Raw genomic sequence first — 25,923 nt, forward strand, 5'->3', positions numbered from 1 at the left:
GCAATCATGAGTCAGTTCTTCCAGATCCATCCGGAAAATCCGCAGCCGCGCCTGATCAAGCAGGCGGTGGAGATCGTCCGCGGCGGCGGGGTGATCGTCTATCCGACCGACTCCTCCTACGCGCTGGGTTGCCACATCGGCGACAAGAACGCGGTGGAGCGAATCCGCCGCCTGCGCCAGTTGGACGACAAGCACAACTTCACCCTGGTCTGCCGCGATCTCTCGCAGCTCGGCCTGTTCGCCAAGGTCGATACCGGCGCCTTCCGCCTGCTGAAGATGCACACGCCGGGGCCTTACACCTTCATCCTCAGCGCCACCCGCGAGGTGCCGCGCATGCTGCTGCATCCCAAGCGGCGCACCATCGGCCTGCGCGTGCCCAGCCACCCGATCGCCCAGGCGTTGCTCGAGGAACTCGGCGAGCCGCTGATGAGCGTGAGCCTGATCCTGCCCGGGCAGAGCGAGGCGATGGAGGACCCGTACGAGATGCGCCAGGCCCTGGAGCATCACGTCGACCTGATCATCGACGGGGGCTACGGCGGCACCGCGGTGTCCACCGTGGTCAACCTGTCCGAGGGCGAACCGCAGGTGATCCGCGTCGGTTGCGGCGACCCCGCGCCGTTCATGGACGGCCAGTGAGGCGTACCCGGCGGAGATGAGCATGCAGGACGAACCCGTGCTCGAGGCCAGCGCACTGGAGCCCGAGCAGCTTCGCCTGGCGCTCGTCTACGGCGAGGCCGTCACCGAGCTGCCGCAGGACCTGTACATCCCACCGGACGCGCTGGAGGTCTTCCTCGAAGCCTTCGAGGGCCCGCTCGACCTGCTGCTCTACCTGATCCGCAAGCAGAACATCGACATTCTCGACATTCCCGTGGCCGAGATCACCCGCCAGTACATGGGCTACGTCGAGCTGATGAAGAGCGTGCGTCTGGAGCTGGCCGCGGAGTACCTGGTGATGGCTGCGATGCTCGCCGAGATCAAGTCGCGCATGCTGCTGCCGCGCTCGGCGATCGCCGAGGACGAGGAAGACGATCCGCGCGCCGAGCTGATCCGCCGCCTGCAGGAATACGAGCGCTTCAAGGCCGCGGCGGAAAACGTCGACCGCCTGCCGCGCCTGGGGCGCGACATCAGCGTGCCGCGCCTGGACGCCCCGGAGGCCAGGGCGCGCAAGCTGCTGCCCGAGGTCTCGCTGGAGGAGCTGCTGTTGTCGATGGCCGAGGTGCTGCGCCGCGCCGACATGTTCGAGAGCCACCAGGTGACCCGTGAGGCGCTGTCCACCCGCGAGCGCATGAGCGAGGTGCTGGAGCGCCTGAAGGGCGGCGGTTTCGTGGCCTTCGTCGCGCTGTTCAGCGCCGAGGAGGGTCGTCTCGGCGTCGTGGTGACCTTCATGGCGGTGCTCGAGCTGATCAAGGAATCGCTGGTCGAGCTGGTGCAGAACGAACCGTTCGCGCCCATCCACGTACGCCTGCGCGGCGAAGAACCCACCCAGGTGGTCCTGCAGTGAACCTCTCCGATCCGAAAGACCTCGCTTCGCTGCTCGAAGCCTACCTGCTCGCCTCGGGCAAGCCGCTGTCGCTGGAGCGCCTCGGCGAGCTCTTCGAGGAAATCGAGCGGCCCACGCCCGCGCAGCTCAAGGCCGCGCTCAAGGTGCTGGAGAAGTCCTGCAGCGGCCGCGCGTTCGAGCTGAAGGAAGTCGCCAGCGGTTATCGCCTGCAGGTGCGCGAACGCTTCGCACCCTGGGTCGGACGGCTCTGGGAAGAGCGCCCGCAGCGCTATTCGCGGGCGCTGCTGGAGACCCTGGCGCTGATCGCCTATCGCCAGCCCATCACCCGCGGCGAGATCGAGGACATCCGGGGCGTCGCCGTCAACAGCCAGATCGTCAAGACCCTGCTGGAGCGCGAATGGGTGAGGGTGGTTGGCCATCGCGACGTACCCGGTCGGCCGGCGATGTTCGCCACCACGCGCGGCTTCCTCGACCATTTCAACCTGAAGAGCCTCGACGAACTGCCGCCGCTGGCCGTGCTGCGCGAGCTGGAGCCCGCGCCTCTGGTGGATGAGGAAGACGCGCCGGTGCCCGACGGCCTGCAGGCGCGCGCCGACGCCAGCGAGCTCGGAGAGGACGCGCCGGCCCGCGAGGAAACCAGTTTCCGCAGCCTGCTGGCGGAACTCGACACGCTGGAACAGGGCCTGAAGACAGACTTCGACGATCTGCCGCTGGCCGAGAAGGCCGGCGACATCGAGGCCGATGACGTCGAGTCCGATCCCGATACCCTGCACTGACGCCGCGCGCCGCGAAACCGGCCGTCGCCGTCGAGGACGCGTGCATGAAGAATCCCTGCATCAAGGTCTGCGAATTCGACGCCGACGTCTGCCGTGGTTGCGGCCGCACGCGCGACGAGATCAAGGCCTGGAAACGCCTGGACAAGCCCGAGCAGCGCAGCGTGCTGGCGCTCTCCGAGATGCGTCTGCTGGCACTGGCGGCGACGGGGCGGCGCAAGCAGAAGCGCTGACCCGCGCCGACGGGAGACGCGTCTACCGTCGAGGTTCGCCCGCTGCGGCGGCCCTTCCACGCCCGTCGCGGCGCATTGAACGTCCCGTCGCGACACCCGGTCTGTACGAACAGGCCCCGCGTGGCATAAGTTCGCAGGAACCGTTGATAAGCCAGGAGCCAGACATGCATCCCCGAGTCCAAGCGGTAACCGATCGGCTGATCGAGCGCAGCCGTCCCACCCGCGAGCGTTACCTGGCACAGATGGGCGCCGCCGCCAGCCAGGGCCCGCAGCGCGGCCAGCTGCAGTGCGCCAACTTCGCCCACGGCGTGGCTGGCTGCGGCAGCGATGACAAGCAGAGCCTGCGCCTGATGAACGCGGCCAACGTCGCCATCGTTTCCGCTTACAACGACATGCTCTCGGCGCATCAGCCCTACGAGCACTTCCCGGCGATCATCAAGCAGGCGCTGCGCGAGATCGGCTCGGTGGGCCAGTTCGCCGGCGGCGTGCCGGCGATGTGCGACGGCGTCACCCAGGGCGAGGCGGGGATGGAGCTGAGCCTGGCCAGCCGCGAGGTGATCGCCATGTCCACCGCCGTGGCGCTGTCGCACAACATGTTCGACGCGGCGCTGTGCCTGGGCATCTGCGACAAGATCATTCCCGGCCTGATGATCGGCGCGCTGCGCTTCGGCTACCTGCCGTTCGTCTTCGTGCCGGGCGGGCCGATGCCGTCGGGGATTTCCAACAAGGAAAAAGCCGAGGTCCGCCAGCTGTTCGCCGAAGGCAAGGCGACCCGCGAGCAACTGCTGGAATCGGAGATGAAGTCCTACCACAGCCCCGGCACCTGCACTTTCTACGGCACCGCCAACACCAACCAGGTGGTGATGGAAGTGATGGGCCTGCAACTGCCCGGTTCGTCCTTCGTCAACCCGTACACGCCGTTGCGCGACGAGCTGACCCGCGAGGCGGCGCGCCAGGTCACCCGGATGACCCGCCAGGGCGGTCAGTTCATGCCGCTCTGCGAGATCGTCGACGAGAAGTCCATCGTCAACTCGGTGGTCGCGCTGAACGCCACCGGCGGTTCGACCAATCACACGCTGCACATCCCGGCCTTCGCCCGCGCCGCCGGCATCCTGCTGACCTGGCAGGACATGGCCGAGCTGTCCGAGGTGGTGCCGACGCTGGCCCATGTCTATCCCAATGGCAAGGCCGACGTGAACCACTTCCACGCCGCCGGCGGGGTCAATTTCATCGTCCGCAGCCTGCTCGATGCGGGCCTGCTGCACGAGGACGTCAACACCGTGGTCGGCCACGGCCTACGCCGTTACCTGCAGGAACCCTTCCTCGATGGCGAGCGCCTGTCCTGGCGCGAGGGCCCGCGGCAGAGCCTGGACGAGAACATCCTGCGCCCGGTCGAACGCCCCTTCGATGCCGAAGGCGGCCTGCGCCTGATGGAGGGCAACCTCGGGCGCGGGGTGATGAAGGTCTCCGCGGTGGCGCCCGAGCATCAGGTGATCGAGGCGCCGGCGCTGGTGTTCGCCGATCAGCTGGAACTGGCCGCCGCCTTCAAGGCCGGCGAGCTGGAGCGCGATTTCGTCGCCGTGGTGCGTTTCCAGGGGCCGAAGGCGAACGGCATGCCCGAGCTGCACAAGCTCACGCCGTTCCTCGGCGTGCTGCAGGATCGCGGCTTCAAGGTGGCGCTGGTCACCGACGGGCGCATGTCCGGCGCGTCGGGCAAGGTGCCGGCGGCGATCCACGTCTGCCCCGAGGCGAAGGACGGCGGGCCGCTGGCCTACGTGCGCAACGGTGACGTGATCCGGGTCGACGGAACGCGCGGCGAGCTGCTGGTGCGCGTCGATGCCGCCGAGCTGGAAGCCCGCGAGCGCGCCCGGCAGCCGGCGGATACCGGGGTTGGCTGCGGTCGCGAGCTGTTCGGCTTCATGCGCGCCGCCTTCAGCTCGGCAGAGCAGGGCGCCAGCGCCTTCACCGCCGAACTGGAAGCACTCCGGTGAGGTTGTCGCTGGTCGGCGACATCGGCGGCACCAATGCCCGGCTCGCGCTGTGGCGCGATGGGCAACTCGAGCACGTACGGGTTCTCTCTACCGCCGCGTTCGCCGGCCCCGAACAGGCCATCCGCAGCTACCTGGATACCCTTGGCCCGCACGCCGGCGAGCTGGATCGCGTGTGCCTGGCCTGCGCCGGGCCGGTCAGCGGCGACGAGTTCCGTTTCACCAACAACCATTGGGTGATCAGCCGCACCGCGTTCCGCCGCGACCTCGGGCTGAGCGACCTGCTGCTGATCAACGACTTCAGCGCCATGGCGCTGGGCGTCACCTGCCTGCGCAAGGACGAATTGCTCGACGTGCGCCCCGGGGTGGTGGTGGCGGACTGTCCGCGCCTGGTGCTCGGGCCCGGCACCGGCCTGGGCGTCGGCACGCTGCTGCCGGACACGCGCGGCGGCTGGCATGCGCTGGCAGGCGAGGGCGGGCATGTCGACCTGCCGATCGGCAGCGAGCGCGAGGCCGACCTGTGGAGTTATCTGCACCGCCAGCTCGGCCACGTCAGCGCGGAAAACCTGATCAGCGGCTCCGGGCTGGTCAGCCTGTACCGCGCGAGCTGCGCGTTGGACGGCAAGACCCTGCGTTTCGACAGCGCCGCCGAGGTGACCCAGGCGGCGCTGCAGGGCGACGCCCAGGCGATCGCCGTGCTGGAGCAGTTCTGCACCTGGCTGGGGCGCGTCGCCGGCAATGCGGCGCTGACCCTCGGTGCGCGCGGCGGCGTCTATCTCGCCGGAGGCATGCTGCCGCGCTTCGCCGATTTCCTCGTCGCCAGCGGTTTTCTCGCCGCCTTCCAGGCAAAAGGCGAGATGAGCGGCTACCTGATGCACATCCCGGTGTGGCTGGTTACTGCCGAACAGCCGGGCCTGCTGGGCGCCGGGTTGGCCCTGCAGCGCAGCCTCGCGGGTGAGTCGCCGATGATCAGCGGGCTCGCCGACGATGTCTGAGGCCGGCATGAATCCCTTGCCCGTGGCGGGTTTCTCGCTTGGCGCAAAGGCGGCTGGGTGGCCTATCCTGCCGTTAACCGTGGAAATCGCCGGCGGTCGGTCCGCTCTGTGCATCGGCCGTGTGGCATTTTCCAACCGTTTCGCTGACTGAAGAATCGACCCATGCCCGGAATCAACGTCACTCCCTGCACGTTCGCATTGTTCGGTGCGCTCGGCGACCTCGCCCTGCGCAAGCTCTTCCCCGCGCTTTATCATCTGGATCACGCCGGCCTGCTGCATGAGGACACGGTGATCTTCGCCCTGGCCCGCGAGCCGCGCGATCCGCAGGAGCACCTGGATTTCATCGAGCAGACGCTGCGCCGCTACGTGGGCGAGTCGGGCATCGAGGAAGACTGCATGCGCCGCTTCATGGCGCGCATGAGCTACCTGACGATGGACTTCAAGAAAACCGACGACTACGCCGCGCTCGGCGCCCGGGCCAGTACCCGGCAGCCCGTGGTGGCCTATTTCGCCACGCCGGCCTCGGTGTACGGCGCGATCTGCGAGAACCTCGCCGCCCACGGCCTCGCCGAGCGCACCCGCGTGGTGCTGGAAAAGCCCATCGGCCACGACCTGGCGTCCTCGCGGCTGGTCAACGATGCGGTGGCCCGGTATTTCCCGGAAACCAGCATCTACCGGATCGATCACTACCTGGGTAAGGAGACGGTGCAGAACCTCATCGCTCTGCGCTTCGCCAACAGCCTGTTCGAGACCCAGTGGGACCACAACCACATCTCCCACGTTGAGATCACCGTGGCCGAAACGGTCGGCATCGAGGGCCGCTGGGGCTATTTCGACCAGGCTGGCCAGCTGCGCGACATGATCCAGAACCACCTGCTGCAACTGCTTTGCCTGATCGCCATGGACCCGCCGGCGGACCTCTCCGCCGACAGCATCCGCGACGAGAAGGTCAAGGTGCTCAAGGCCCTGGCGCCGTTCAGCGTCGACGAGTTGAGTCGTCATCTGGTGCGCGGCCAGTACAGCGCCGGCAACATCAACGGCAAGACGGTGCCCGGCTACCTGGACGAAGAGGGCGCCAATGTCGAGAGCAACACCGAGACCTTCGTCGCCCTGCGCGCGGACATTCGCAACTGGCGCTGGTCCGGCGTGCCGTTCTACCTGCGAACCGGCAAGCGAATGGCGCAGAAGATGTCGCAGATCGTCATTCACTTCAAAGAGCCGCCGTTCTACATCTTCGCCCCGGAGCAGCGCTCGCAGGTCAGCAACCGACTGATCCTGCGCCTGCAACCGGACGAGGGCATCTCGCTGCAGGTGATGACCAAGGAACCGGGGCTGGGCATGCACCTGCGCAGCGGCCCGTTGCAGCTGAATTTCTCCGATGCCTACAAGAACGCCCGCGTCCCCGATGCGTACGAGCGCCTGCTCCTGGAGGTCATGCAGGGCAATCAGTCGCTGTTCGTGCGTAAGGACGAGGTCGAGGCCGCCTGGCTCTGGTGCGACCGGCTGATGGCGGGCTGGAACGCCCTGGGCGAAACGCCGAAGCGTTACTCGGCGGGCTCCTGGGGACCGGCCGCCTCGATTGCACTGATAACCCGCGACGGGAGGTCCTGGTATGGCGATCTATGAACTGGAACTACCGGTCGGGCTGATGGCGCACAGTTGCACCGACGCCGAACGCCAGGCCGATGCGCTGGCCCAGGCGGTGTCCGGCGCGCTGCGTTCGGCGCTGGAAACCTATGGCAAGGCCAGCCTGGTGGTGTCGGGCGGGCGCAGCCCGATCGCCTTCTTCGAGCGGCTCTCCCGTGAGCCGCTGGACTGGGCGAATATCCAGATCGGCCTGGCCGACGAGCGCTGGGTGTCCGTCGAGCACGCCGCGAGCAACGAGGGCCTGGTGCGCCGGCACTTGCTGCAGGGCCCGGCCGCCGCGGCGAGCTTCCTTGGCCTCTATCACCCGGCGCCGACCCTCGAGGACGCGGCGCTGCTCGCCGACCGCGCGCTGGCCGAGCTGCACCAGCCGATCGACGTGCTGGTGCTGGGCATGGGCGACGATGGCCACACCGCCTCGCTGTTCCCCGCCAGCCCGCGCCTGAGCGATGCGCTGGAGGCGGACGGCCACCGCCGCTGCCTGCCGATGCAGGCCCCGGTCGAACCCCACGAACGCCTGACCCTGACCCTGCCGGTGCTGGCTTCGGCGCGCCTGCCGCTGCTGGCGATCCAGGGCGAGGCGAAGCTGGAAACCCTGCGCCTGGCCCTGGCCGGAGAGAACGTCGCGGCGATGCCGATCCGCGCGTTCCTGCATTCCCCCCTGGAAATCTATTGGTGCCCCTGAGGCCGAGGACGAGTTGCCCATGAACATGGCCGCGAAGATCGAACTGATCGACGACATCTGCCGCAAGGCGCGCATCCTCCCGGTGATCACCATCGCCCGCGAAGAGGACATCCTGCCGATGGCCGACGCGCTGGCCGCCGGTGGCCTGTGCACGCTGGAAATCACCCTGCGCTCGGTCCACGGGCTGACCGCGATCCGCCAGTTGCGCCGCGAACGCCCCGAGCTGTGCGTCGGCGCCGGGACCATCCTCGACAAGGCGATGCTGGCCGAGGCGATCGATGCCGGCGCGCAGTTCATCGTCACCCCGGGCTGCACCGCCGAGCTGCTGCAGGCCGGTTGCGACCTCGACGTGCCGCTGCTGCCGGGCACCTCCTGCGCCTCCGACATCATGCTCGGCTATGCCCTGGGCTACCGTCGCTTCAAGCTGTTCCCGGCGGAGGTCGCGGGTGGCGTGGCCGCGCTCAAGGCGTTCGCCGGCCCGTTCGGCAACGTGCGCTTCTGCCCGACCGGTGGCGTCAGCCCGGACAACCTGAAGAGCTACCTGGCGTTGCCCAACGTGATGTGCGTCGGCGGCACCTGGATGCTCGACAGCGCCTGGATCAAGTCCGGCGACTGGGCGGCGGTGGAGCAGGCGAGCCGCGAGGCGATGGCGCTGACCTAGCCCTGACCGTTACTTTCATCGGCCGCGCATATCGCCGCGGTCGTCCAGCGCGTATGATTCGCGCCCCATTCGGAACAGCCCACACCGGGAGGTGCACAGATGACCGAACATGAGCAACCCGCCGAGCACGTCGCTCACGGCGAAAAACTGCAGAAAGTCCTCGCGCGCATGGGCCTCGGCTCGCGTCGCGACATCGAGACCTGGATCAGCCAGGGACGGGTCAAGGTGAACGCCAGCGTGGCGACCCTCGGCCAGCGCGTCGACCTGCACGACGCCATCGCCCTCGACGGCCGCCTGATCAAGCGCGAGGAGGCCGTCGAAGCGGTCCGCCGCGTGCTCATCTACAACAAGCCGGACGGCGAAGTCTGCACCCGCGATGACCCGGAAGGCCGTCCGACCGTGTTCGCCCGCCTGCCGCGCCTGCAGGCCGGACGCTGGATCAATATCGGCCGCCTGGACATCAACACCACCGGTCTGCTGATGTTCACCACCGACGGCGAGCTGGCCAACCGCCTGATGCACCCGTCCTACGAGATGGACCGCGAATATGCGGTGCGCGTGCGCGGCGAAGTCACCGAGGAAATGATCGAGAACCTCAAGACCGGCGTGATGCTCGAAGACGGTCCGGCGAAGTTCACCGACATCCAGGAAGCGCCCGGCGGCGAAGGCTTCAACCACTGGTATCACTGCGTGGTGATGGAAGGCCGCAACCGCGAAGTGCGGCGCCTGTGGGAGTCGCAGGGGCTGGTGGTCAGCCGCCTGAAGCGCGTGCGTTTCGGCCCGGTGTTCCTCACCTCCGAGCTGACCATGGGGCGCTGGCGCGAGATGGGCCAGGCCGAACTGGACATCCTCAGCGCCGAAGTCGGCCTGAAGCCGGTTTCGCTGCCCGACATGAAGGGCAAGGTGCGCGAGAAGCTCGACCGCGCGCAGCGCAAGTCGGCCAAGCCGCTGGCGCCGAGCGAGCGTCCGGGCCGTGCGCCGCGCGGTGGCAAGCCCGCCGCCGGTGCCGGCAAGCCGACCAACCGCCGTCTGCGCCCGGATTCGGAACGCAGCACGCCGCGCGGCGCCGGCAGCACCGTCGCCGAGCGGCCGCAGGATGTGAACAAGAAGCGCCGCCCTGCCGAAGACGCCGGCGGCGAACGTGGTGCGCCCCGCAAGCCGTCGGCGGGCGCTCCGGCCAAGCGCCGTGGCCCGGTGGCCGACGGCCAGCGTCCAGGCTTCGGTCGCAAGCGTCCGTAAACGGATGGCGTAACGAAAAACCCCGCTCTCGCGGGGTTTTTCGTTTCTGTGCTGGCGCTGCTCAGCCCGCCAGCATCATCCGGTTGCGGCCTTCGCGTTTGGCGGCATAAAGCGCATCGTCGGCGCGGCGGGTGAGGCTTTCCGCGGATTCGAGGGGTCGCAGCAGGGCGCAGCCCAGGCTGACCGACATCCTGATGGCCTGGCCCTGACTCAGGTATTGCAGTGTCTCGATGGTGCTGCGCAGGCGCTCGCCTACCAGGCTGGCGGCCTCGAGGGACGTGTTGGAGAGCAGCACCATGAATTCCTCGCCACCGAAACGGAAGATCATGTCGATGTTGCGCAGTTGGTTCTTCAGCGCGACGGAAACCGCGCGCAGCACGTCGTCGCCGACGCCGTGGCCGTAGCCATCGTTGATCAGCTTGAAGTGGTCGAGGTCGAGCATCAGCACGCACAGCGGCTGCGAATGACGGTGGGCCATGTCCACTTCGCGAGCCAGCGACTGGTTCATGGCGGAGCGGTTGCCGGTGCCGGTCAGCGGGTCGTGCAGGGCGTTCTGCAGGGCGCAACGGTAGAGCAGCGCATTGCGCAGCGGGAACACCAGGCAGGACAGCAGCGATTCCACCTGGCCGAGCTCGAAGTCGTCGAAACGCTGGTTGCGGCGGAACACCAGTTCGCCCATGTATTCGCCGGCCTGGTTGAGGTTGTAGCTGGCGCTGTGGGTGCCGCGTTCGCCGAACTGCAGGGAAAGCTCGCTGCGCGGATGGGAGAAGGTCATGGCGTCCAGCGGTACCAGGCGCTGAACCTCGCGGAAGAACACCTCGAGAATGCGCTCCACCTCCAGACTGGTCTGCAGCTGCAGGGTCAGTTGGCGGTGCAGCTCGCTCAGCGTTACCGGTAGCAGGGCAACGGGGCGAGATTCCGAGTAGCCCATGCGCAGCAGGCGGGCGGCGTCGAAATCGATCGTGTTCTTCTTGCTGGGAGGGACCATGAGCGCTCTTCCTTCAACGCTGGTATGCGTTTCGTGAGGGGACAAGAGCGAAATGTGTGCCAGGATATTTTTATCGTTATTTAACAGTGACTTGAGCGTTTATTTCGGAGGCGGTGGCAAGATTTCGCCGGTTATCCGGCGCGCAATGGCCGCTATTTGGAAGGTACGGTGCCGCTTTCGACGTAAAACTGGCGGTGGCCCGGCCACCGCCCGCGTGCTCACTGGGCGTCGAGCTGCTGGCCGTTGACGCCCTTGCTGTCCGGGCCCATCAGGTACAGATAGACCGGCATGATCGACTCCGGCTCCGGGTTGTTCGCCGGATTTTCGCCCGGGTAGGCATGGGCACGCATCGCGGTGCGGGTGGCGCCGGGATTGATGCTGTTGGAGCGCACGGCGCAGGTGCCGTCGACTTCGTCGGCGAGGACCTGCATCAGCCCCTCGGTGGCGAACTTGGAAACCGCGTAGGCGCCCCAGTAGGCGCGGCCCTTGCGGCCGACGCTGCTGGAGGTGAACACCACCGAGGCGTCCTCGGACAGCTTGAGCAACGGCAGCAGGGCGCTGGTGAGCATGAACATGGCGTTGACGTTGATCTGCATGACGCGCATGAAGTTCTCGCCCGAGAGCTGCTCGAGCGGCGTGCGCGGGCCGACGATGGACGCGTTGTGCAGCAGTCCGTCGAGGCGGCCGAATTCGCTTTCGATCATCGCCGCCAGTTCGCCGAACTGGTGCGGCTGGGCGGTTTCCAGGTTCAGCGGGATCACCGCGGCCCGCGGGTGGCCGGCCGCTTCGATCTCGTCGTAGATCAGGTTCAGGTTGTCTTCGTTGCTGCCCAGCAGCAACAGCGTCGCGCCATGCGCGGCATAGGCCTTGGCGGCGGCCGCACCGATGCCGCGGCCGGCGCCGGTGACCAGGATGATGCGGCCCTGCAGCAGATCGGGGCGGGCGGTGTAGTCGAACATGGAGGGCTCCTTCGGGCGCGGCACGCCTTGGCCGCGCGGGTGGCTAGCGGGTCGGTGGATGGAACGGCGCCTGTCAGCAGCCGCAGAGGGCGCGGTCGAGCAGGGCACGCAGTTCCAGCGGGTGGTCGATGACGGCATCGGCGCCCCAGCTGCGCGGGTTGTCCTGCGGATGGATGTAGCCGTAGCTGACGCCCACCGTGCGCGTGCCGGCGGCGCGGCCGGATTCGATGTCGCGCAGGTCGTCGCCGACGAACAGCACGCTGGCCGGCTCCAGCTCCAGGCGCTGGCAGGCCAGGGCGAGCATTTCCGGGTCCGGCTTGCTGTGGGTGACGTGGTCCGGGCAGATCAGCAGCGCCGAGCGCTCGGCCAGGCCGAGCCGCTGCATGATCGGTTCGGCGTAGCGCAGCGGCTTGTTGGTCACCACGCCCCAGATCAGCCCGGCCCTTTCGATATCGGCGAGCACCTCGGCCATGCCGTCGTAGAGGTGGCTGAAGGTCGCGCAGTGGCTCTGGTAGCGCTCGAGGAATTCAAGGCGCAGGGTCTCGAACGCGTCGGACAGCGGGTCGACCTCGAAGGCGCTGATCACCATCGCCCGCGCACCGCCGGACACCACGTCGCGCACCGTCTTGTCCTCGATCGGCGGCAGCGCGCGCGCGGCACGCATCGCCTGGATCACCGCGATGAAATCCGGCGCGGTGTCCAGCAGGGTGCCGTCCATGTCGAAGAGCACTGCTCGAATGCGCATGCCGCTCACGCCTCCCTCAGGGTCTGGACCATGTAGTTGACGTCCACGTCCGGCGCCAGCCTGTAGCGCTTGCTCAGCGGGTTGTAGGTCAGGCCGATGATGTCGCGGACCTGCAGCCCGGCGTCGCGGCTCCAGGTGCCCAGCTCGGAAGGACGGATGAACTTGGCGAAGTCATGGGTGCCTCGCGGCAGCAGGCGCATCAGGTACTCGGCGCCGACGATGGCGAACAGCCAGGCCTTGGGGTTGCGGTTGATGGTGGAGAAGAACACCTGGCCGCCGGGCTTGACCAGCGTGTGGCAGGCGCGGATCACCGAGGCCGGGTCGGGTACGTGCTCGAGCATTTCCAGGCAGGTGACCACGTCGAACTGGCCGGGCATTTCCGCCGCCATCGCTTCGGCGGTGATCTGCCGGTATTCCACCGGCACGCCGGATTCGAGCTGGTGCAGCCGCGCCACCGATAGCGGCGCCTCGCCCATGTCGATGCCGATCACCTCGGCGCCGCGCTGGGCCATGGCTTCGCTGAGGATGCCGCCGCCGCAGCCGATGTCGATGACCTTCTTGCCGGCCAGGCCGACGCGTTCGTCGATCCAGTTGACCCGCAGCGGGTTGATGTCGTGCAGGGGTTTGAACTCGCTTTCGCGGTCCCACCAGCGGTGGGCCAGGGCTTCGAATTTGGCGATTTCGGCGTGATCGACATTGCTCATGAGTATTTCCATCGAAACGAGAAAGAGGAGGGCGCGGCCGGGCGGACATGTTGCCAGCTTGACGGCGCCGATAGGCTCATCGACGTCGGCCCAATGTATGCCAGTTTGTCGCAGGTCGGCGTCAGCCGCCGCGGATGCGCGAGCCCCACTGCCGTGCAGTGGCGATGATGCGTTGTTCGTCCATGCGGGTCAGGCGTCCGTGGTCGAGCAGTGGCTTGCCGCCGACCCAGACGTGCTTCACGCAGTCGCGCCCGCAGGCGTAGATCAGTTGCGATACCGGATCGTAAACCGGCTGCTGGGCCAGGCCGTTCAGGTCGAAGACGACCAGGTCGGCGAACTTGCCGACCTCCAGCGAACCGCAGCAGGCGTCCAGCCCGAGGGCGCGCGCGCCGTTGAGCGTGGCCATGCGCAGCGCGCGGTGCGCGTCCAGGGCGGTGGCCGAACCGGCGACGGCCTTGGCCAGCAGCGCGGCGGTGCGGGTTTCGCCCAGCAGGTCGAGGTCGTTGTTGCTGGCCGCGCCATCGGTGCCGAGGGCGACGTTGACACCGGCCTGCCAGAGTTTCTCGACGGGGCAGAAACCGCTGGCCAGCTTGAGATTGGACTCCGGGCAGTGGATCACGCTGCTGTTGCTTTCCACCAGCAGCGCCAGATCCTCGTCGTTCACCTGAGTCATGTGCACGGCCTGGAAGCGCGGGCCGAGCAGGCCGAGGCGGGCGATGCGCGCCAGCGGCCGCTCGCCGGTCCGCTCGACGGCCTGCTGCACCTCGCCGGCGGTTTCGTGGACATGCATATGAATGCCGACGTCCAGCTGATCGGCGAGCATCAGGATGTTCGCCAGCTTGTCGTCGCTCACCGTATAGGGCGCGTGCGGGCCGAAAGCGACCTTCAGACGCGGGTGGTGGCGTAGGTCGTCGAACAGCTCTAGGCCGCGGCGAATGGCGTCGGCCGGGTCCGCCGCGCCGGGGATCGGGAAGTCGAGGATCGGCAGGCTGATCTGCGCGCGCACGCCCGCGTTGTGCATCACCTCGCTGGCGATCTTCGGGTAGAAGTACTGGTCGCAGAAGCAGGTGATGCCGCCCTTGAGCTGTTCGGCGATCGCCAGCTCGGTGCCCGCGCGGACGAAGTCCTCGTCGACCCAGCGGCCCTCGGCCGGCCAGATGTGCTGCTCCAGCCAGCTCTGCAGCGGCAGGTCGTCGGCGAAGCCACGGAACAGGCTCATGGCCGCGTGGCCGTGGGCGTTGATCAGTCCCGGCGCGAGCAGCATGCCGGGCAGCTCGCGGATTTCTGTCGCCGGCTGGCGTAGGGTCTCGGCGCGTGGCGCGATGAGCACGATGCGTCCGTCGCGGATGCCCAGGCCGTGGTCGCTGAGGACCACGCCCGCCGGCTCCACCGGAACCAGCCAGGACGGCAGCAGCAACAGGTCGAGGGGCGCGTCGGGCATGGGCTGGCGTTCCAGGTCAGGGGGCCGGACAGTGTATTGAAGCCGCACGGGGCTGGAAAGGCGAAGGCAGCGGTCGGTCGGCTCGCCCGCCACCGCGTCGCCCGCCACCGCCGTAGGCTTGTGCGTATAATTCGCCGCTTTTGTTCCGGTACGAGGTTGAGCATGCGCGAGCAATTGCTGGCGGCAGAGAAGGTCACGTCCATCGAATGGCGCGCGGGCGAGCTGCGTCTGCTCGACCAGCGCCGGCTGCCGCTGGAGGAAACCTGGCTCACCTTCGACTCGGCCGCCGGTGTCGCCGAGGCGATTCGCGGCATGCTCGTGCGGGGGGCGCCGGTGATCGGCATCGCCGCGGCCTACGGGCTGGTGCTCGGCGCGCGGGCGCGCCTGGCGCAGGGCGGCGACTGGCGCGCCGGGCTGGAGGCGGACTTCGCCGTGCTGAAGGGCGCCAGACCGACCGCGGTCAACCTGTCCTGGGCGCTGAACCGCCTGCGCGAACGGCTCGACAAGCTCAAGCACGGCGAAGACCCGCTGAAGGCGCTGGAAGCCGAAGCCATGGCCATCCACCTCAGCGACCGCGAGGCCAACCTGACCATGGCCCAGCTGGGCATGGAGCTGATTCGCAAGCAGCAGGGCAACCTGCAGACGCTGCTGACTCACTGCAACACCGGCGCGCTCGCCACCGGTGGCTTCGGTACCGCGCTCGGGGTGATTCGCGCGGCCTTCCTCGAGGGGCTGGTGGAGCGCGTCTACGTCGACGAAACCCGGCCCTGGCTGCAGGGCTCGCGCCTGACCGCTTGGGAGCTGGCCAGCGAAGGCATCCCGCTGAGCCTCGGCGTCGACTCCGCCGCCGCGCACCTGATGAAGACCAAGGGCATCACCTGGGTCATCGTCGGCGCCGACCGGATCACCGCCAACGGCGACGTGGCGAGCAAGATCGGCACCTATCAACTGGCCGTTTGTGCCATGCACCACGGCGTGCGCTTCATGGTCGTGGCGCCCAGCTCGAGCATCGACATGGCGCTGGAGAGCGGCGACGACATTCCCCTCGAGGAGCGCGACGGCGCAGAGCTGCTGGAGGTCGGCGGCGTGCGCGTCGCTGCCGGCGTCGAGGCGCTGAATCCGGTGTTCGATGTCACCCCGGCCGACCTGATCGACGCCATCGTCACCGAGAAGGGCGTGGTCGAACGCCCTGACGCGACGAAGATGGCCGCCCTGATGAGCCGCAAGCGCCTGCACTGAAAGGGCGCCTGCTCATCCATTCGACACGTCTCTAGGCGGCTTTCGAACGCCGCCTTGTGATAATATCCCGCGCTTATTCGCAGCACCTCGCAGACAAAAGGAACCAGGCTTCTCATGGGTGAACTGGCCAAAGAAATCCTCCCGGTCAATATCGAAGACGAGCTGAAACAGTCCTATCTCGACTACGCGATGAGTGTGATCGTCGGGCGTGCCCTGCCGGATGCGCGCGACGGCCTGAAGCCCGTGCATCGGCGCGTGCTGTTCGCCATGAGCGAACTGGGTAACGACTGGAACAAGCCGTACAAGAAATCCGCCCGTGTGGTCGGTGACGTGATCGGTAAGTATCACCCGCACGGCGACACCGCCGTGTACGACACCATCGTGCGCATGGCCCAGCCGTTCTCGCTGCGCTACCTGCTGGTCGACGGTCAGGGCAACTTCGGTTCGGTGGACGGCGACAACGCCGCGGCCATGCGATACACCGAAGTGCGCATGACCAAGCTGGCCCACGAACTGCTGGCCGACCTGCAGAAGGAAACCGTCGACTGGGTGCCGAACTACGACGGCACCGAGATGATCCCGGCGGTGATGCCGACCAAGATCCCCAACCTGCTGGTCAACGGCTCGTCGGGTATCGCCGTGGGCATGGCCACCAACATCCCGCCGCACAACCTCGGCGAAGTGATCGACGGCTGCCTGGCGCTGATGGACAACGCCGAGCTGACCGTCGACGAACTGATGCACTACATCCCCGGCCCGGACTTCCCCACCGCGGGGATCATCAACGGCCGTGCCGGCATCATCGAGGCCTACCGCACCGGTCGCGGGCGCATCTACATCCGCGCGCGCGCCGAGATCGAGGACATCGACAAGGCCGGTGGCCGCCAGCAGATCGTCATCCGCGAACTGCCGTACCAGCTGAACAAGGCGCGTCTGATCGAGAAGATCGCCGAGCTGGTCAAAGAGAAGAAGATCGAAGGCATCACCGAGCTGCGCGACGAGTCCGACAAGGACGGCATGCGCGTGGTCATCGAGCTGCGTCGCGGCGAAGTGCCGGAGGTGATCCTCAACAACCTCTACGCCCAGACCCAGCTGCAGAGCGTGTTCGGTATCAACGTGGTGGCGCTGGTCGACGGCCAGCCGCGCACGATGAACCTCAAGGACATGCTCGAGGTGTTCATCCGCCACCGCCGCGAAGTGGTGACCCGGCGTACCGTGTTCGAGCTGCGCAAGGCGCGCGAGCGCGGCCACATCCTCGAAGGCCAGGCGGTCGCGCTGTCCAACATCGACCCGGTGATCGAGCTGATCAAGGCATCGCCAACGCCTGGCGAAGCCAAGGAACGCCTGATCGCCCGCGCTTGGGAATCCAGCGCCGTCGAGGCGATGGTCGAGCGCGCCGGTGCCGATTCCTGCCGTCCGGACGATCTCGATCCGCAGTACGGCCTGCGCGACGGCAAGTACTACCTGTCGCCCGACCAGGCCCAGGCGATCCTCGATCTGCGCCTGCACCGCCTGACTGGCCTGGAGCACGAGAAGCTGCTGGCCGAGTACCAGGAAATCCTCACCCTGATCGGCGAGCTGATTCGCATCCTGACCAACCCCGTGCGCCTGATGGAAGTCATCCGCGAAGAGCTGGAAGGCGTCAAGGCCGAGTTCGGCGATAAGCGTCGCACCGAAATCGTCGCCTCGCAGGTCGACCTGACCATCGCCGACCTGATCACCGAAGAAGACCGCGTGGTGACCATCTCCCACGGCGGCTACGCCAAGTCCCAGCCGCTGCACGCCTACCAGGCGCAGCGCCGCGGTGGCCGCGGCAAGGCGGCCACCGGGGTCAAGGAAGAGGACTACGTCGAACACCTGCTGGTCGCCAACAGCCACGCCACGCTGTTGCTGTTCTCCAGCAAGGGCAAGGTCTACTGGATGAAGACCTACGAAATCCCCGAAGCCTCGCGCACCGCGCGTGGCCGGCCGCTGGTCAACCTGCTGCCGCTGAGCGAAGGCGAGCGCATCACCGCGATGCTGCAGGTCGACCTCGATGCGGTGCGTCAGCAACTGCCGGAAGGCGAAGACGCCGATGATGTCATCGAAGGCGTACTGGCCGAGCCGGAAGAGATCGAGGAAGTCGGCGAAGACGAAGACGGCGACGACGAAACCGCCGACGAGCCCACCGGCAGCTACATCTTCATGGCCACCGCCAACGGCACCGTGAAGAAGACCCCGCTGGTGCAGTTCAGCAAGCCGCGCAGCGTCGGCCTGATCGCCCTGAAGCTGGAAGAGGGCGACACCCTGATCGCCGCCGCCGTCACCGACGGTGCGCAGGACGTGATGATGTTCTCCGACGGCGGCAAGGTGATCCGCTTCAAGGAAAGCAAGGTGCGCATCATGGGCCGTAACGCCCGTGGCGTGCGCGGCATGCGCCTGCCGGAAGGCCAGCACATCATCTCCATGCTGATCCCCGAGCCCAACGCGCAGATTCTCACCGCCTCGGCGCGTGGCTACGGCAAACGCACCGCGATCGCCGAGTTCCCGCGCCGCGGACGTGGCGGCCAGGGCGTGATCGCCATGGTCAGCAACGAGCGCAACGGCATTCTGGTGGGCGCCATCCAGGTCCAGGAAGGCGAGGAGATCATGCTGATTTCCGACCAGGGCACGCTGGTGCGTACCCGCGTCTCCGAGGTGTCCTCGCTGGGCCGCAACACCCAGGGCGTGACCCTGATCAAACTCGCCAAGGACGAAACCCTGGTCGGTCTGGAGCGGGTGCAGGAGCCTTCGGTCGAGGAAGACCTCGAGGAAAACGAAGCGGCTCTGGCCGAGGACGTGCTCGACAAGGAGCTGCCCGTGGTCAGCGCCGAGCCGGACGAGGATGAACTGCTCGGTGGCGGCGGCGACGTGTCGCCGGACGTGGTCCCCGGTGACGGCGAAGACGAGTAACGTCGGCGGCGTTCCCGTGCAGGCAGGGGCCGGGCGGCGACGTCCGGGCTTCTGCCCGCAACGCGGGGTTCGAACGAGTGAAAGGGCCAAGCCCTGCTTTTTTGAGAGACATCAACGATGAGCAATCGCGCTTTCAACTTCTGCGCCGGCCCGGCCGCGCTTCCCGAGGCGGTACTGAAACGTGCCCAGGCCGAACTCCTCGACTGGAACGGCAAGGGCCTTTCGGTGATGGAGATGAGCCATCGCAGCGACGACTACACGACGATCGCGGTCAAGGCCGAGCAGGACCTTCGCGACCTGCTGTCGGTGCCGGCGAACTACAAGGTGCTGTTCCTCCAGGGCGGCGCCAGTCAGCAGTTCGCTGAAATCCCGCTGAACCTGTTGCCCGAAGGCGCTTCGGCCGACTACATCGACACCGGCATCTGGTCGCGCAAGGCCGTCGAAGAGGCGCGCCGCTACGGCAAGGTCAACATCGCCGCCAGCGCCAAGCCGTACGACTACTTCGCCATCCCGCCGCAGAGCGAATGGCAGCTGGATGCGAAGGCCGCCTACGTGCATTACGCCTCCAACGAGACCATCGGCGGCCTGGAATTCAACTGGATTCCCGAAACCGGCGACGTGCCGCTGGTGGTGGACATGTCCTCGGACATCCTCTCGCGCCCCCTCGACGTGTCGAAGTTCGGCCTGATCTACGCCGGCGCGCAGAAGAACATCGGTCCCAGCGGCCTGGTCGTGGTGATCGTTCGCGAAGACCTGCTCGGTCACGCGCGCAGCGTCTGCCCGACCATGCTCGACTACAAGATCGCGGCCGACAATGGCTCGATGTACAACACCCCGGCGACTTTCTCCTGGTACCTCTCCGGGCTGGTCTTCGAGTGGCTCAAGGAGCAGGGCGGGGTCGCCGCCATGGAACAGCGCAACCGCGCGAAGAAAGAACGTCTGTACGGCTTCATCGACGCCAGCGGCCTGTACAGCAACCCGATCACCGGTGAGGCGCGTTCGTGGATGAACGTGCCGTTCCGCCTCGCCGACGAGCGCCTGGACAAGGATTTCCTCGCCGGCGCCGATGCCCGCGGGCTGCTCAACCTCAAGGGGCACCGCTCGGTGGGCGGCATGCGCGCGTCCATCTACAACGCCCTCGGCCTGGACGCCATCGAGGCGTTGGTCGGCTACATGGCGGAGTTCGAGAAGGAGCGTGGCTGATGTCCGATGCGAACTCCGAGCTTGAGCTGAAGGCGCTGCGGGTACGCATCGACAAGCTCGACGAGAAGATCCTCGAGTTGATCAGCGACCGTGCGCGATGCGCCGAAGAGGTCGCCCGGGTCAAGATGGCCGCGCTGGCCGAAGGCGAGGTGCCGGTGTTCTACCGGCCCGAGCGCGAGGCGCAGGTGCTCAAGCGCGTGATGGAACGCAACAAGGGCCCGCTCAGCAACGAGGAGATGGCACGGCTGTTCCGTGAGGTCATGTCGTCCTGCCTGGCCCTGGAGAATCCGCTGAAGGTCGCCTACCTCGGCCCCGAGGGCACCTTCACCCAGGCCGCGGCGATCAAGCATTTCGGCAACGCGGTGATCAGCACGCCGATGGCGGCCATCGACGAGGTGTTCCGCGAGGTCGCCGCAGGTGCGGTCAATTTCGGCGTGGTGCCGGTGGAAAACTCCACCGAGGGCGCGGTTAACCACACGCTGGACAGCTTCCTCGAGCACGACATGGTGATCTGCGGTGAAGTCGAGCTGCGCATCCACCATCACCTGCTGGTCGGCGACAACACCAAGACCGACAACATCAGCCGCATCTATTCGCACGCCCAGTCCCTGGCGCAGTGCCGCAAGTGGCTCGATGCGCACTACCCGAACGTTGAGCGCGTGGCGGTTTCCAGCAACGCCGACGCCGCCAAGCGGGTCAAGGGCGAGTGGAGCTCGGCGGCCATCGCCGGCGACATGGCGGCCAGCCTCTACGGCCTGACCAAGCTGCAGGAGAAGATCGAGGACCGCCCGGACAACTCCACGCGCTTCCTCATCATCGGCAACCAGGAAGTCCCGCCGACCGGCGACGACAAGACCTCGGTGATCGTCTCCATGCGCAACAAGCCCGGCGCGCTGCACGAGCTGCTAGTGCCGTTCCACAGCAACGGCATCGACCTGACGCGCATCGAGACGCGCCCGTCGCGCAGCGGCAAGTGGACCTACGTGTTCTTCATCGACTTCGTCGGCCACCACAAGGACCCGCTGATCAAGGACCTGCTCGAGCGCCTCAGCCAGGAAGCGGTCGCGGTGAAAGTGCTGGGTTCCTACCCCAAGGCCGTGCTCTGAACGGCGCGCGGCACCTGGCGCGCCCGTGCGGAGTGGCGGCATGACGCTGGAAAGCACGCCGGCCGACCGCCACAGCCTGTTCGAGGATGCCCAGGCGTTGGTCAGCGGCACCCTGATGATCGCCCTGGCGATCAATCTCTATCGTGCCGCCGGCCTGCTCACCGGCGGCACCGCGGGGCTGGCGTTCCTCACCCAGTACACCGGCGTGGTCAGCTTCGGCGTGGCCTTTTTCGTGATCAACCTGCCGTTCTACTGGCTGGCGATCCGGCGCATGGGCTGGCCGTTCACGCTGCGTACCCTGACGTCGGTGACCCTGGTCTCGCTGTTCGCCGACCTGACCCCGCGACTGATCGGTTTCCAGGCGCTCAACCCGCTGTATGCCAGTATTCTGGGCGGCATCCTGATGGGCATCGGCCTGCTGATCCTGTTCCGCCACCGGGCAAGCCTGGGCGGCGTGAACATCGCGGTGCTCTATCTCCAGGATCATTTCGGCTGGCGCGCCGGCAAGGTGCAGATGGTCATCGATTGCCTGATCCTGCTGGTGGCGCTGTTCGTCGTCGATCTGCACGCCATCGCGCTGTCGATCGTCGGCGCGGTGGTACTGAACATGGTGCTGGCGGTCAATCACCGGCCAGGCCGCTATTCGGCAATCAGTTGACCGGCGCGCGGCGCCGCTTGAACAGAGGTTCGCATGAGTTGTGATTTCCTTCGTCTGGCCCAGCCCGGCGTGCAGAAGCTGTCCCCCTACGTGCCGGGCAAACCGGTCGACGAGCTGGCGCGCGAGCTTGGCCTGGAGCCGGCGAGCATCGTCAAGCTGGCCAGCAACGAGAATCCGTTGGGCCCCTGCGAAAAAGCGCTGGCGGCGATCCGCGCCGAACTGGCCGAACTGACCCGCTACCCCGACGGCAACGGCTTCGAGCTGAAGCACAAGCTCGCCGAACGCTGCCGGGTGACGGCCGCGCAGGTGACCCTGGGCAACGGCTCCAACGACATCCTCGAACTGGTCGCGCGTGCCTACCTGGCGCCGGGCCTGAACGCGGTGTTCAGCCAGCACGCGTTCGCCGTCTACCCGATCGTCACCCAGGCCGTCGGCGCCGAAGGCCGCTCGGTCGCGGCGAGGCACTGGGGCCACGATCTGCCGGCGATGCTCGCGGCGATCGACGAGAACACCCGCGTGGTGTTCATCGCCAACCCGAACAACCCGACCGGTACCTGGTTCGGCCCGGCGGCGCTGGCCGATTTCCTTGCCCAGGTGCCCGAGCGGGTGCTGGTGGTGCTGGACGAGGCCTACATCGAGTACGCCGAGGGCGACGAGCTGCCCGACGGCCTCGATTACCTGGCGCAGTATCCCAACCTGCTGGTCTCGCGGACCTTCTCCAAGGCTTACGGCCTGGCCGCGTTGCGCGTCGGTTACGGGTTGTCGTCGACGCAGATCGCCGACGTGCTGAACCGCGTGCGCCAGCCCTTCAACGTCAACAGCCTGGCCCTGAGCGCCGCCTGCGCCGCGCTCGACGACGCCGAATACCTGCAGCGCAGCCGCGAGCTGAACGATGCCGGCATGCAGCAGCTCGAGCATGGCTTCCGCGCGCTGGACCTGCAGTGGATCGCGTCGAAGGCCAACTTCATCGCCGTCGATCTCGGCCGCGATGCGGCGCCGGTCTACCAAGCGCTGCTGCGCGAAGGCGTGATCGTGCGGCCGGTCGGCGCCTACGGCATGCCCAATCACCTGCGCATCTCCATCGGCCTGGCCGAAGAGAACGCCCGTTGCCTGGATGCGCTGGGACGGATTCTCGCCCGTGGCTGATATGACGCCGCTGCCACAGGCCGGGCGCGCGCTCGGCCGCCTGGTGGTGGTCGGGCTCGGCCTGATCGGCGGCTCGTTCGCCAAGGGCCTGCGCGAGAAAGGCCTGTTCGGCGAAGTGGTGGGATTCGACCTCGATCCGCAATCGCGCCGCCTGGCGGTGGAGCAGGGCGTGGTCGATCGCTGCGAGACCGACCTGGCCGCCGCCTGCCGCGCCGCCGATGTGATCCAGTTGGCCGTGCCGATCCTGGCGATGGAAAAAGTCCTCGGCGAACTGGCCCGGCTCGACCTCGGCAACGCCGTGCTCACCGATGTCGGCAGCGCCAAGGGCAACGTGGTGCGTGCCGCCGTCGAGGCCTTCGGCGACATGCCGGCGCGCTTCGTCCCCGGCCATCCGATCGCCGGCTCCGAGCGCAGCGGCGTCGAAGCGGCCGACGGCGCGCTGTTCCGCCGCCACAAGGTGATCCTCACGCCGCTGGCCTCCACCGACGGCGAGGCCCTGGCGCTGGTCGACCGGCTCTGGCGCGAACTGGGCGCGGACGTCGAACACATGGACGTCGAACACCACGATCAGGTGCTCGCCGCCACCAGCCACCTGCCGCATCTGCTGGCCTTCGGCTTGGTGGACTCGCTGGCCAAACGCAGCGAGAACCTGGAAATCTTCCGCTACGCCGCCGGTGGTTTTCGCGATTTCACCCGCATCGCCGGCAGCGATCCGGTGATGTGGCACGACATCTTCCTCGCCAACCGCGACGCCGTGCTGCGTACGCTCGACGCCTTCCGTGGCGATCTCGACGCCTTGCGCGAGGCGATCGACAGTGGCGACGGCCATCAGTTGCTCGGCGTGTTCACTCGCGCCCGCGTCGCCCGCGAGCATTTCGGCAAGATTCTCGCCCGGCGTGCCTACGTCGATTCGGTGCAGGCCAACGGCGACCTCGTATTCCTCGCCCAACCCGGCGGGCGCGTCAGCGGCAGCATTCGGGTGCCGGGCGACAAGTCGATTTCCCACCGTTCGATCGTGCTCGGCTCGCTGGCCGAAGGCACCACCGAGATCGACGGTTTCCTCGAAGGCGAGGACGCCCTGGCGACGTTGCAGGCGTTCCGCGACATGGGCGTGGTGATCGAGGGGCCGCACCACGGCCGCGTGACCATCCATGGCGTCGGGCTGCACGGCCTGAAGGCGCCGCCGGGGCCGCTGTATCTGGGCAATTCCGGCACGTCGATGCGCCTGCTCAGCGGGCTGCTGGCGGCGCAGCCGTTCGACAGCGTGCTGACCGGCGACGAGTCGCTGTCGAAGCGTCCGATGGGGCGCATCGCCGAACCGTTACGCCAGATGGGCGCGCAGGTCGAGACCGCCGCCGATGGTCGTCCGCCGCTGAGCATTCGTGGCGGCCAACGCCTGCAAGGGCTGAATTATGCGATGCCGATGGCCAGCGCCCAGGTCAAATCCTGCCTGCTGCTCGCCGGTCTGTACGCCCCGGGAAACACCTCGGTGACCGAGCCGGCGCCGACCCGCGACCACACCGAGCGCATGTTGCGTGGCTTCGGTTATCCGCTGACGGTGGATGGCGCCACGGTGACCATCGCGCCCGGCCACAGGCTGCAGGCCTGCGCCATCGAAGTGCCGGCGGACATTTCCTCGGCGGCGTTCTTCCTGGTCGCCGCCAGCATCGCCGAAGGCTCGGAAGTGCTGCTGCGGCACGTCGGCGTCAATCCGACGCGCACCGGCGTGATCGACATCCTGCGGCTGATGGGCGCGGATATCACTCTGGAGAATCCGCGTGACGTCGGCGGCGAACCGGTGGCGGACATCCGCGTGCGCGCCGCGCGCCTGCAGGGCATCGAGATTCCACGGCACCTGGTGCCACTGGCCATCGACGAGTTCCCGGTGCTGTTCATCGCCGCCGCGGTGGCGTTTGGACGCACCGTACTGCGTGGCGCCGAGGAGCTTCGGGTCAAGGAGTCCGACCGGATCCAGGTCATGGCCGATGGCTTGCTCGCCCTCGGCGTGAAGGCCGAGGCGACGGCCGATGGCATCGTCATCGAGGGTGGCACCCTGGGCGGCGGCGAGGTCTACAGCCATGGCGATCATCGCATCGCGATGGCCTTCAGCGTGGCCGCATTGCGCGCCAGCGCGCCGATCCGCATCCACGACTGCGCCAATGTGGCGACATCTTTCCCCAACTTCCTCGCCCTGGCGGCGGAAGTCGGCATCCGAGTAAGCGAAGAGGGCGCATCATGAACACCCAGGCACCAGTCATAGCCATCGATGGACCGGGCGGTTCGGGCAAGGGCACCATCGCCGGCCTGCTGGCTCGGCATCTCGGCTGGAATCTGCTGGATTCCGGCGCGCTCTATCGCCTGCTGGCGTTCGCCGCGCGCAACCACGGCGTCGATCTGACCAACGAGGAAGCGCTCAAGGTGCTGGCCGCGCACCTCGACGTGCAGTTCGCCGTCGCCGCGCCGGGGCAGGAGCAGCACATCATTCTCGAAGGCGAGGAAGTCACCCAGGCGATCCGCAACGAGCAGATCGGCGCCGCCGCATCGCAGGTCGCCGCGCTGCCGGCGGTGCGCGATGCGCTGCTGCAGCGCCAGCGTGCGTTTCAGGAGAATCCGGGGCTGGTGGCGGACGGCCGGGACATGGGAACGGTGGTGTTTCCGGACGCGCCGCTGAAGATATTCCTCACCGCCAGCGTCGAGGAACGTGCCCGCCGCCGGTACATGCAGTTGAAGGCCAAGGGTGATGATGTTAGTCTTGCGAGTCTTCTTGATGAGATCCGTGAGCGCGACGAACGCGATACCCAACGAGCGGTAGCGCCTCTGAAGCCGGCGCATGATGCGATCATGCTGGATTCCACGGTGCTTTCCATCGAGCAGGTGCTTGAAAAGATTCTCAGCGAAGTCGCCAGGCGCGATCTCGCCGAGTAACCAGGCTGCAGCAGCCGTCCGCGAAAGCGCCGGCACTGTAGGCCCGACAAGGAGGCGTGCGGGAGACCAGTCCTAGTCCCGCAGGCCTCTTTTTACATGAACGTATCCCACGTTGTCTGGAATGTGGCAGATGGGCGTTTTCTCCGCCCTTGAACCAAC

General features: G+C 67.3%; 23 protein-coding genes. 18 read left to right on the forward strand and 5 right to left on the reverse strand.

Features of this window, described 5'->3' with window-relative positions:
* The first annotated feature begins 6 nt into the window (after positions 1–6).
* The 10 genes from QMX85_RS11895 to rluB all read left to right on the forward strand — a co-directional run bounded on the left by QMX85_RS11895 (position 7) and on the right by rluB (position 9,719).
* Positions 7–636: an L-threonylcarbamoyladenylate synthase gene (locus QMX85_RS11895; RefSeq protein ID WP_090231747.1), complete on the forward strand. Its 630-nt coding sequence runs from the start codon at positions 7–9 to the stop codon at positions 634–636.
* A gap of 142 nt (positions 637–778) precedes the next feature.
* A complete protein-coding gene (locus QMX85_RS11900; protein ID WP_273233889.1) occupies positions 779–1,501 on the forward strand; it encodes a ScpA family protein in 723 nt (240 codons plus the stop codon).
* A complete protein-coding gene (gene scpB / locus QMX85_RS11905) occupies positions 1,498–2,277 on the forward strand; it encodes an SMC-Scp complex subunit ScpB (RefSeq protein WP_282341089.1) in 780 nt (259 codons plus the stop codon). The genes QMX85_RS11900 and scpB overlap by 4 nt, the downstream gene beginning before the upstream one ends.
* A gap of 44 nt (positions 2,278–2,321) precedes the next feature.
* A complete protein-coding gene (locus tag QMX85_RS11910) occupies positions 2,322–2,507 on the forward strand; it encodes a DUF1289 domain-containing protein (protein WP_282341091.1) in 186 nt (61 codons plus the stop codon).
* Positions 2,508–2,671: 164 nt separating this feature from the next.
* Positions 2,672–4,498, forward strand: a complete 1,827-nt coding sequence (edd, locus tag QMX85_RS11915) for a phosphogluconate dehydratase (protein WP_282341094.1) — start codon at positions 2,672–2,674, stop codon at positions 4,496–4,498.
* Positions 4,495–5,490, forward strand: coding sequence for a glucokinase (locus tag QMX85_RS11920; protein ID WP_282341096.1), 996 nt, complete (start codon positions 4,495–4,497; stop codon positions 5,488–5,490). The genes edd and QMX85_RS11920 overlap by 4 nt, the downstream gene beginning before the upstream one ends.
* A 162-nt stretch (positions 5,491–5,652) precedes the next feature.
* Entirely contained in the window at positions 5,653–7,116 is a 1,464-nt protein-coding gene (zwf, locus tag QMX85_RS11925; RefSeq protein ID WP_273233825.1) for a glucose-6-phosphate dehydrogenase, read from the forward strand.
* Complete coding sequence (gene pgl / locus QMX85_RS11930) at positions 7,103–7,819, forward strand: 6-phosphogluconolactonase (protein WP_273233826.1); 717 nt, start codon at positions 7,103–7,105, stop codon at positions 7,817–7,819. Before zwf ends, pgl begins: the two co-directional genes overlap by 14 nt.
* 19 nt (positions 7,820–7,838) lie before the next feature.
* Positions 7,839–8,480 carry a bifunctional 4-hydroxy-2-oxoglutarate aldolase/2-dehydro-3-deoxy-phosphogluconate aldolase gene (locus QMX85_RS11935; protein ID WP_282341100.1) on the forward strand — a complete coding sequence of 214 codons (642 nt, stop codon included), beginning with the start codon at positions 7,839–7,841 and terminating at the stop codon, positions 8,478–8,480.
* Between the two features lie 99 nt (positions 8,481–8,579).
* Positions 8,580–9,719 (forward strand): 23S rRNA pseudouridine(2605) synthase RluB, encoded by a 1,140-nt coding sequence (gene rluB / locus QMX85_RS11940; RefSeq protein WP_090231740.1) that lies wholly within the window; start codon positions 8,580–8,582, stop codon positions 9,717–9,719.
* A gap of 61 nt (positions 9,720–9,780) precedes the next feature.
* On the opposite strand, the gene QMX85_RS11945 is transcribed toward rluB, so the two are convergent.
* The 5 genes from QMX85_RS11945 to QMX85_RS11965 all read right to left on the reverse strand — a co-directional run bounded on the left by QMX85_RS11945 (position 9,781) and on the right by QMX85_RS11965 (position 14,556).
* Positions 9,781–10,707 carry a GGDEF domain-containing protein gene (locus QMX85_RS11945; RefSeq protein WP_282341103.1) on the reverse strand — a complete coding sequence of 309 codons (927 nt, stop codon included), beginning with the start codon at positions 10,705–10,707 and terminating at the stop codon, positions 9,781–9,783.
* Between the two features lie 218 nt (positions 10,708–10,925).
* A complete protein-coding gene (locus tag QMX85_RS11950) occupies positions 10,926–11,666 on the reverse strand; it encodes a YciK family oxidoreductase (RefSeq protein ID WP_282341105.1) in 741 nt (246 codons plus the stop codon).
* 73 nt (positions 11,667–11,739) lie between these two features.
* On the reverse strand, positions 11,740–12,411 hold the full coding sequence (mupP, locus tag QMX85_RS11955) for an N-acetylmuramic acid 6-phosphate phosphatase MupP (RefSeq protein WP_282341109.1): 672 nt from the start codon (positions 12,409–12,411) through the stop codon (positions 11,740–11,742).
* Positions 12,412–12,416: 5 nt separating this feature from the next.
* On the reverse strand, positions 12,417–13,115 hold the full coding sequence (gene ubiG / locus QMX85_RS11960; RefSeq protein ID WP_090231736.1) for a bifunctional 2-polyprenyl-6-hydroxyphenol methylase/3-demethylubiquinol 3-O-methyltransferase UbiG: 699 nt from the start codon (positions 13,113–13,115) through the stop codon (positions 12,417–12,419).
* A 121-nt stretch (positions 13,116–13,236) separates the two neighbouring features.
* Positions 13,237–14,556 (reverse strand): TRZ/ATZ family hydrolase, encoded by a 1,320-nt coding sequence (locus tag QMX85_RS11965; RefSeq protein ID WP_282341111.1) that lies wholly within the window; start codon positions 14,554–14,556, stop codon positions 13,237–13,239.
* A 162-nt stretch (positions 14,557–14,718) separates the two neighbouring features.
* Between QMX85_RS11965 and mtnA the strand changes: the two genes are divergently transcribed.
* From mtnA to cmk, 8 genes are all read left to right on the forward strand, one after another.
* A complete protein-coding gene (gene mtnA / locus QMX85_RS11970; protein WP_282341113.1) occupies positions 14,719–15,795 on the forward strand; it encodes an S-methyl-5-thioribose-1-phosphate isomerase in 1,077 nt (358 codons plus the stop codon).
* Positions 15,796–15,909: 114 nt separating this feature from the next.
* Positions 15,910–18,726 carry a DNA gyrase subunit A gene (gene gyrA / locus QMX85_RS11975; RefSeq protein WP_282341114.1) on the forward strand — a complete coding sequence of 939 codons (2,817 nt, stop codon included), beginning with the start codon at positions 15,910–15,912 and terminating at the stop codon, positions 18,724–18,726.
* 117 nt (positions 18,727–18,843) lie between these two features.
* The gene (gene serC, locus QMX85_RS11980; RefSeq protein WP_282341116.1) at positions 18,844–19,929 is read left to right on the forward strand and encodes a 3-phosphoserine/phosphohydroxythreonine transaminase; all 1,086 of its coding nucleotides are present in this window, start codon (positions 18,844–18,846) and stop codon (positions 19,927–19,929) included.
* Complete coding sequence (gene pheA, locus QMX85_RS11985) at positions 19,929–21,035, forward strand: prephenate dehydratase (protein WP_090231731.1); 1,107 nt, start codon at positions 19,929–19,931, stop codon at positions 21,033–21,035. The genes serC and pheA overlap by 1 nt, the downstream gene beginning before the upstream one ends.
* Before the next feature lie 40 nt (positions 21,036–21,075).
* Positions 21,076–21,693: a YitT family protein gene (locus tag QMX85_RS11990; RefSeq protein WP_273233836.1), complete on the forward strand. Its 618-nt coding sequence runs from the start codon at positions 21,076–21,078 to the stop codon at positions 21,691–21,693.
* A gap of 33 nt (positions 21,694–21,726) precedes the next feature.
* Positions 21,727–22,839: a histidinol-phosphate transaminase gene (gene hisC, locus QMX85_RS11995; protein ID WP_282341121.1), complete on the forward strand. Its 1,113-nt coding sequence runs from the start codon at positions 21,727–21,729 to the stop codon at positions 22,837–22,839.
* A 1-nt stretch (position 22,840) separates the two neighbouring features.
* A complete protein-coding gene (locus tag QMX85_RS12000; RefSeq protein WP_282341156.1) occupies positions 22,841–25,078 on the forward strand; it encodes a bifunctional prephenate dehydrogenase/3-phosphoshikimate 1-carboxyvinyltransferase in 2,238 nt (745 codons plus the stop codon).
* Positions 25,075–25,764: a (d)CMP kinase gene (gene cmk, locus QMX85_RS12005; RefSeq protein ID WP_282341123.1), complete on the forward strand. Its 690-nt coding sequence runs from the start codon at positions 25,075–25,077 to the stop codon at positions 25,762–25,764. Before QMX85_RS12000 ends, cmk begins: the two co-directional genes overlap by 4 nt.
* Positions 25,765–25,923: the final 159 nt, after the last annotated feature.

The sequence above is a fragment of the Pseudomonas sp. PS02288 genome (assembly GCF_029959715.1).
Classification (GTDB): domain Bacteria; phylum Pseudomonadota; class Gammaproteobacteria; order Pseudomonadales; family Pseudomonadaceae; genus Pseudomonas_O; species Pseudomonas_O kuykendallii.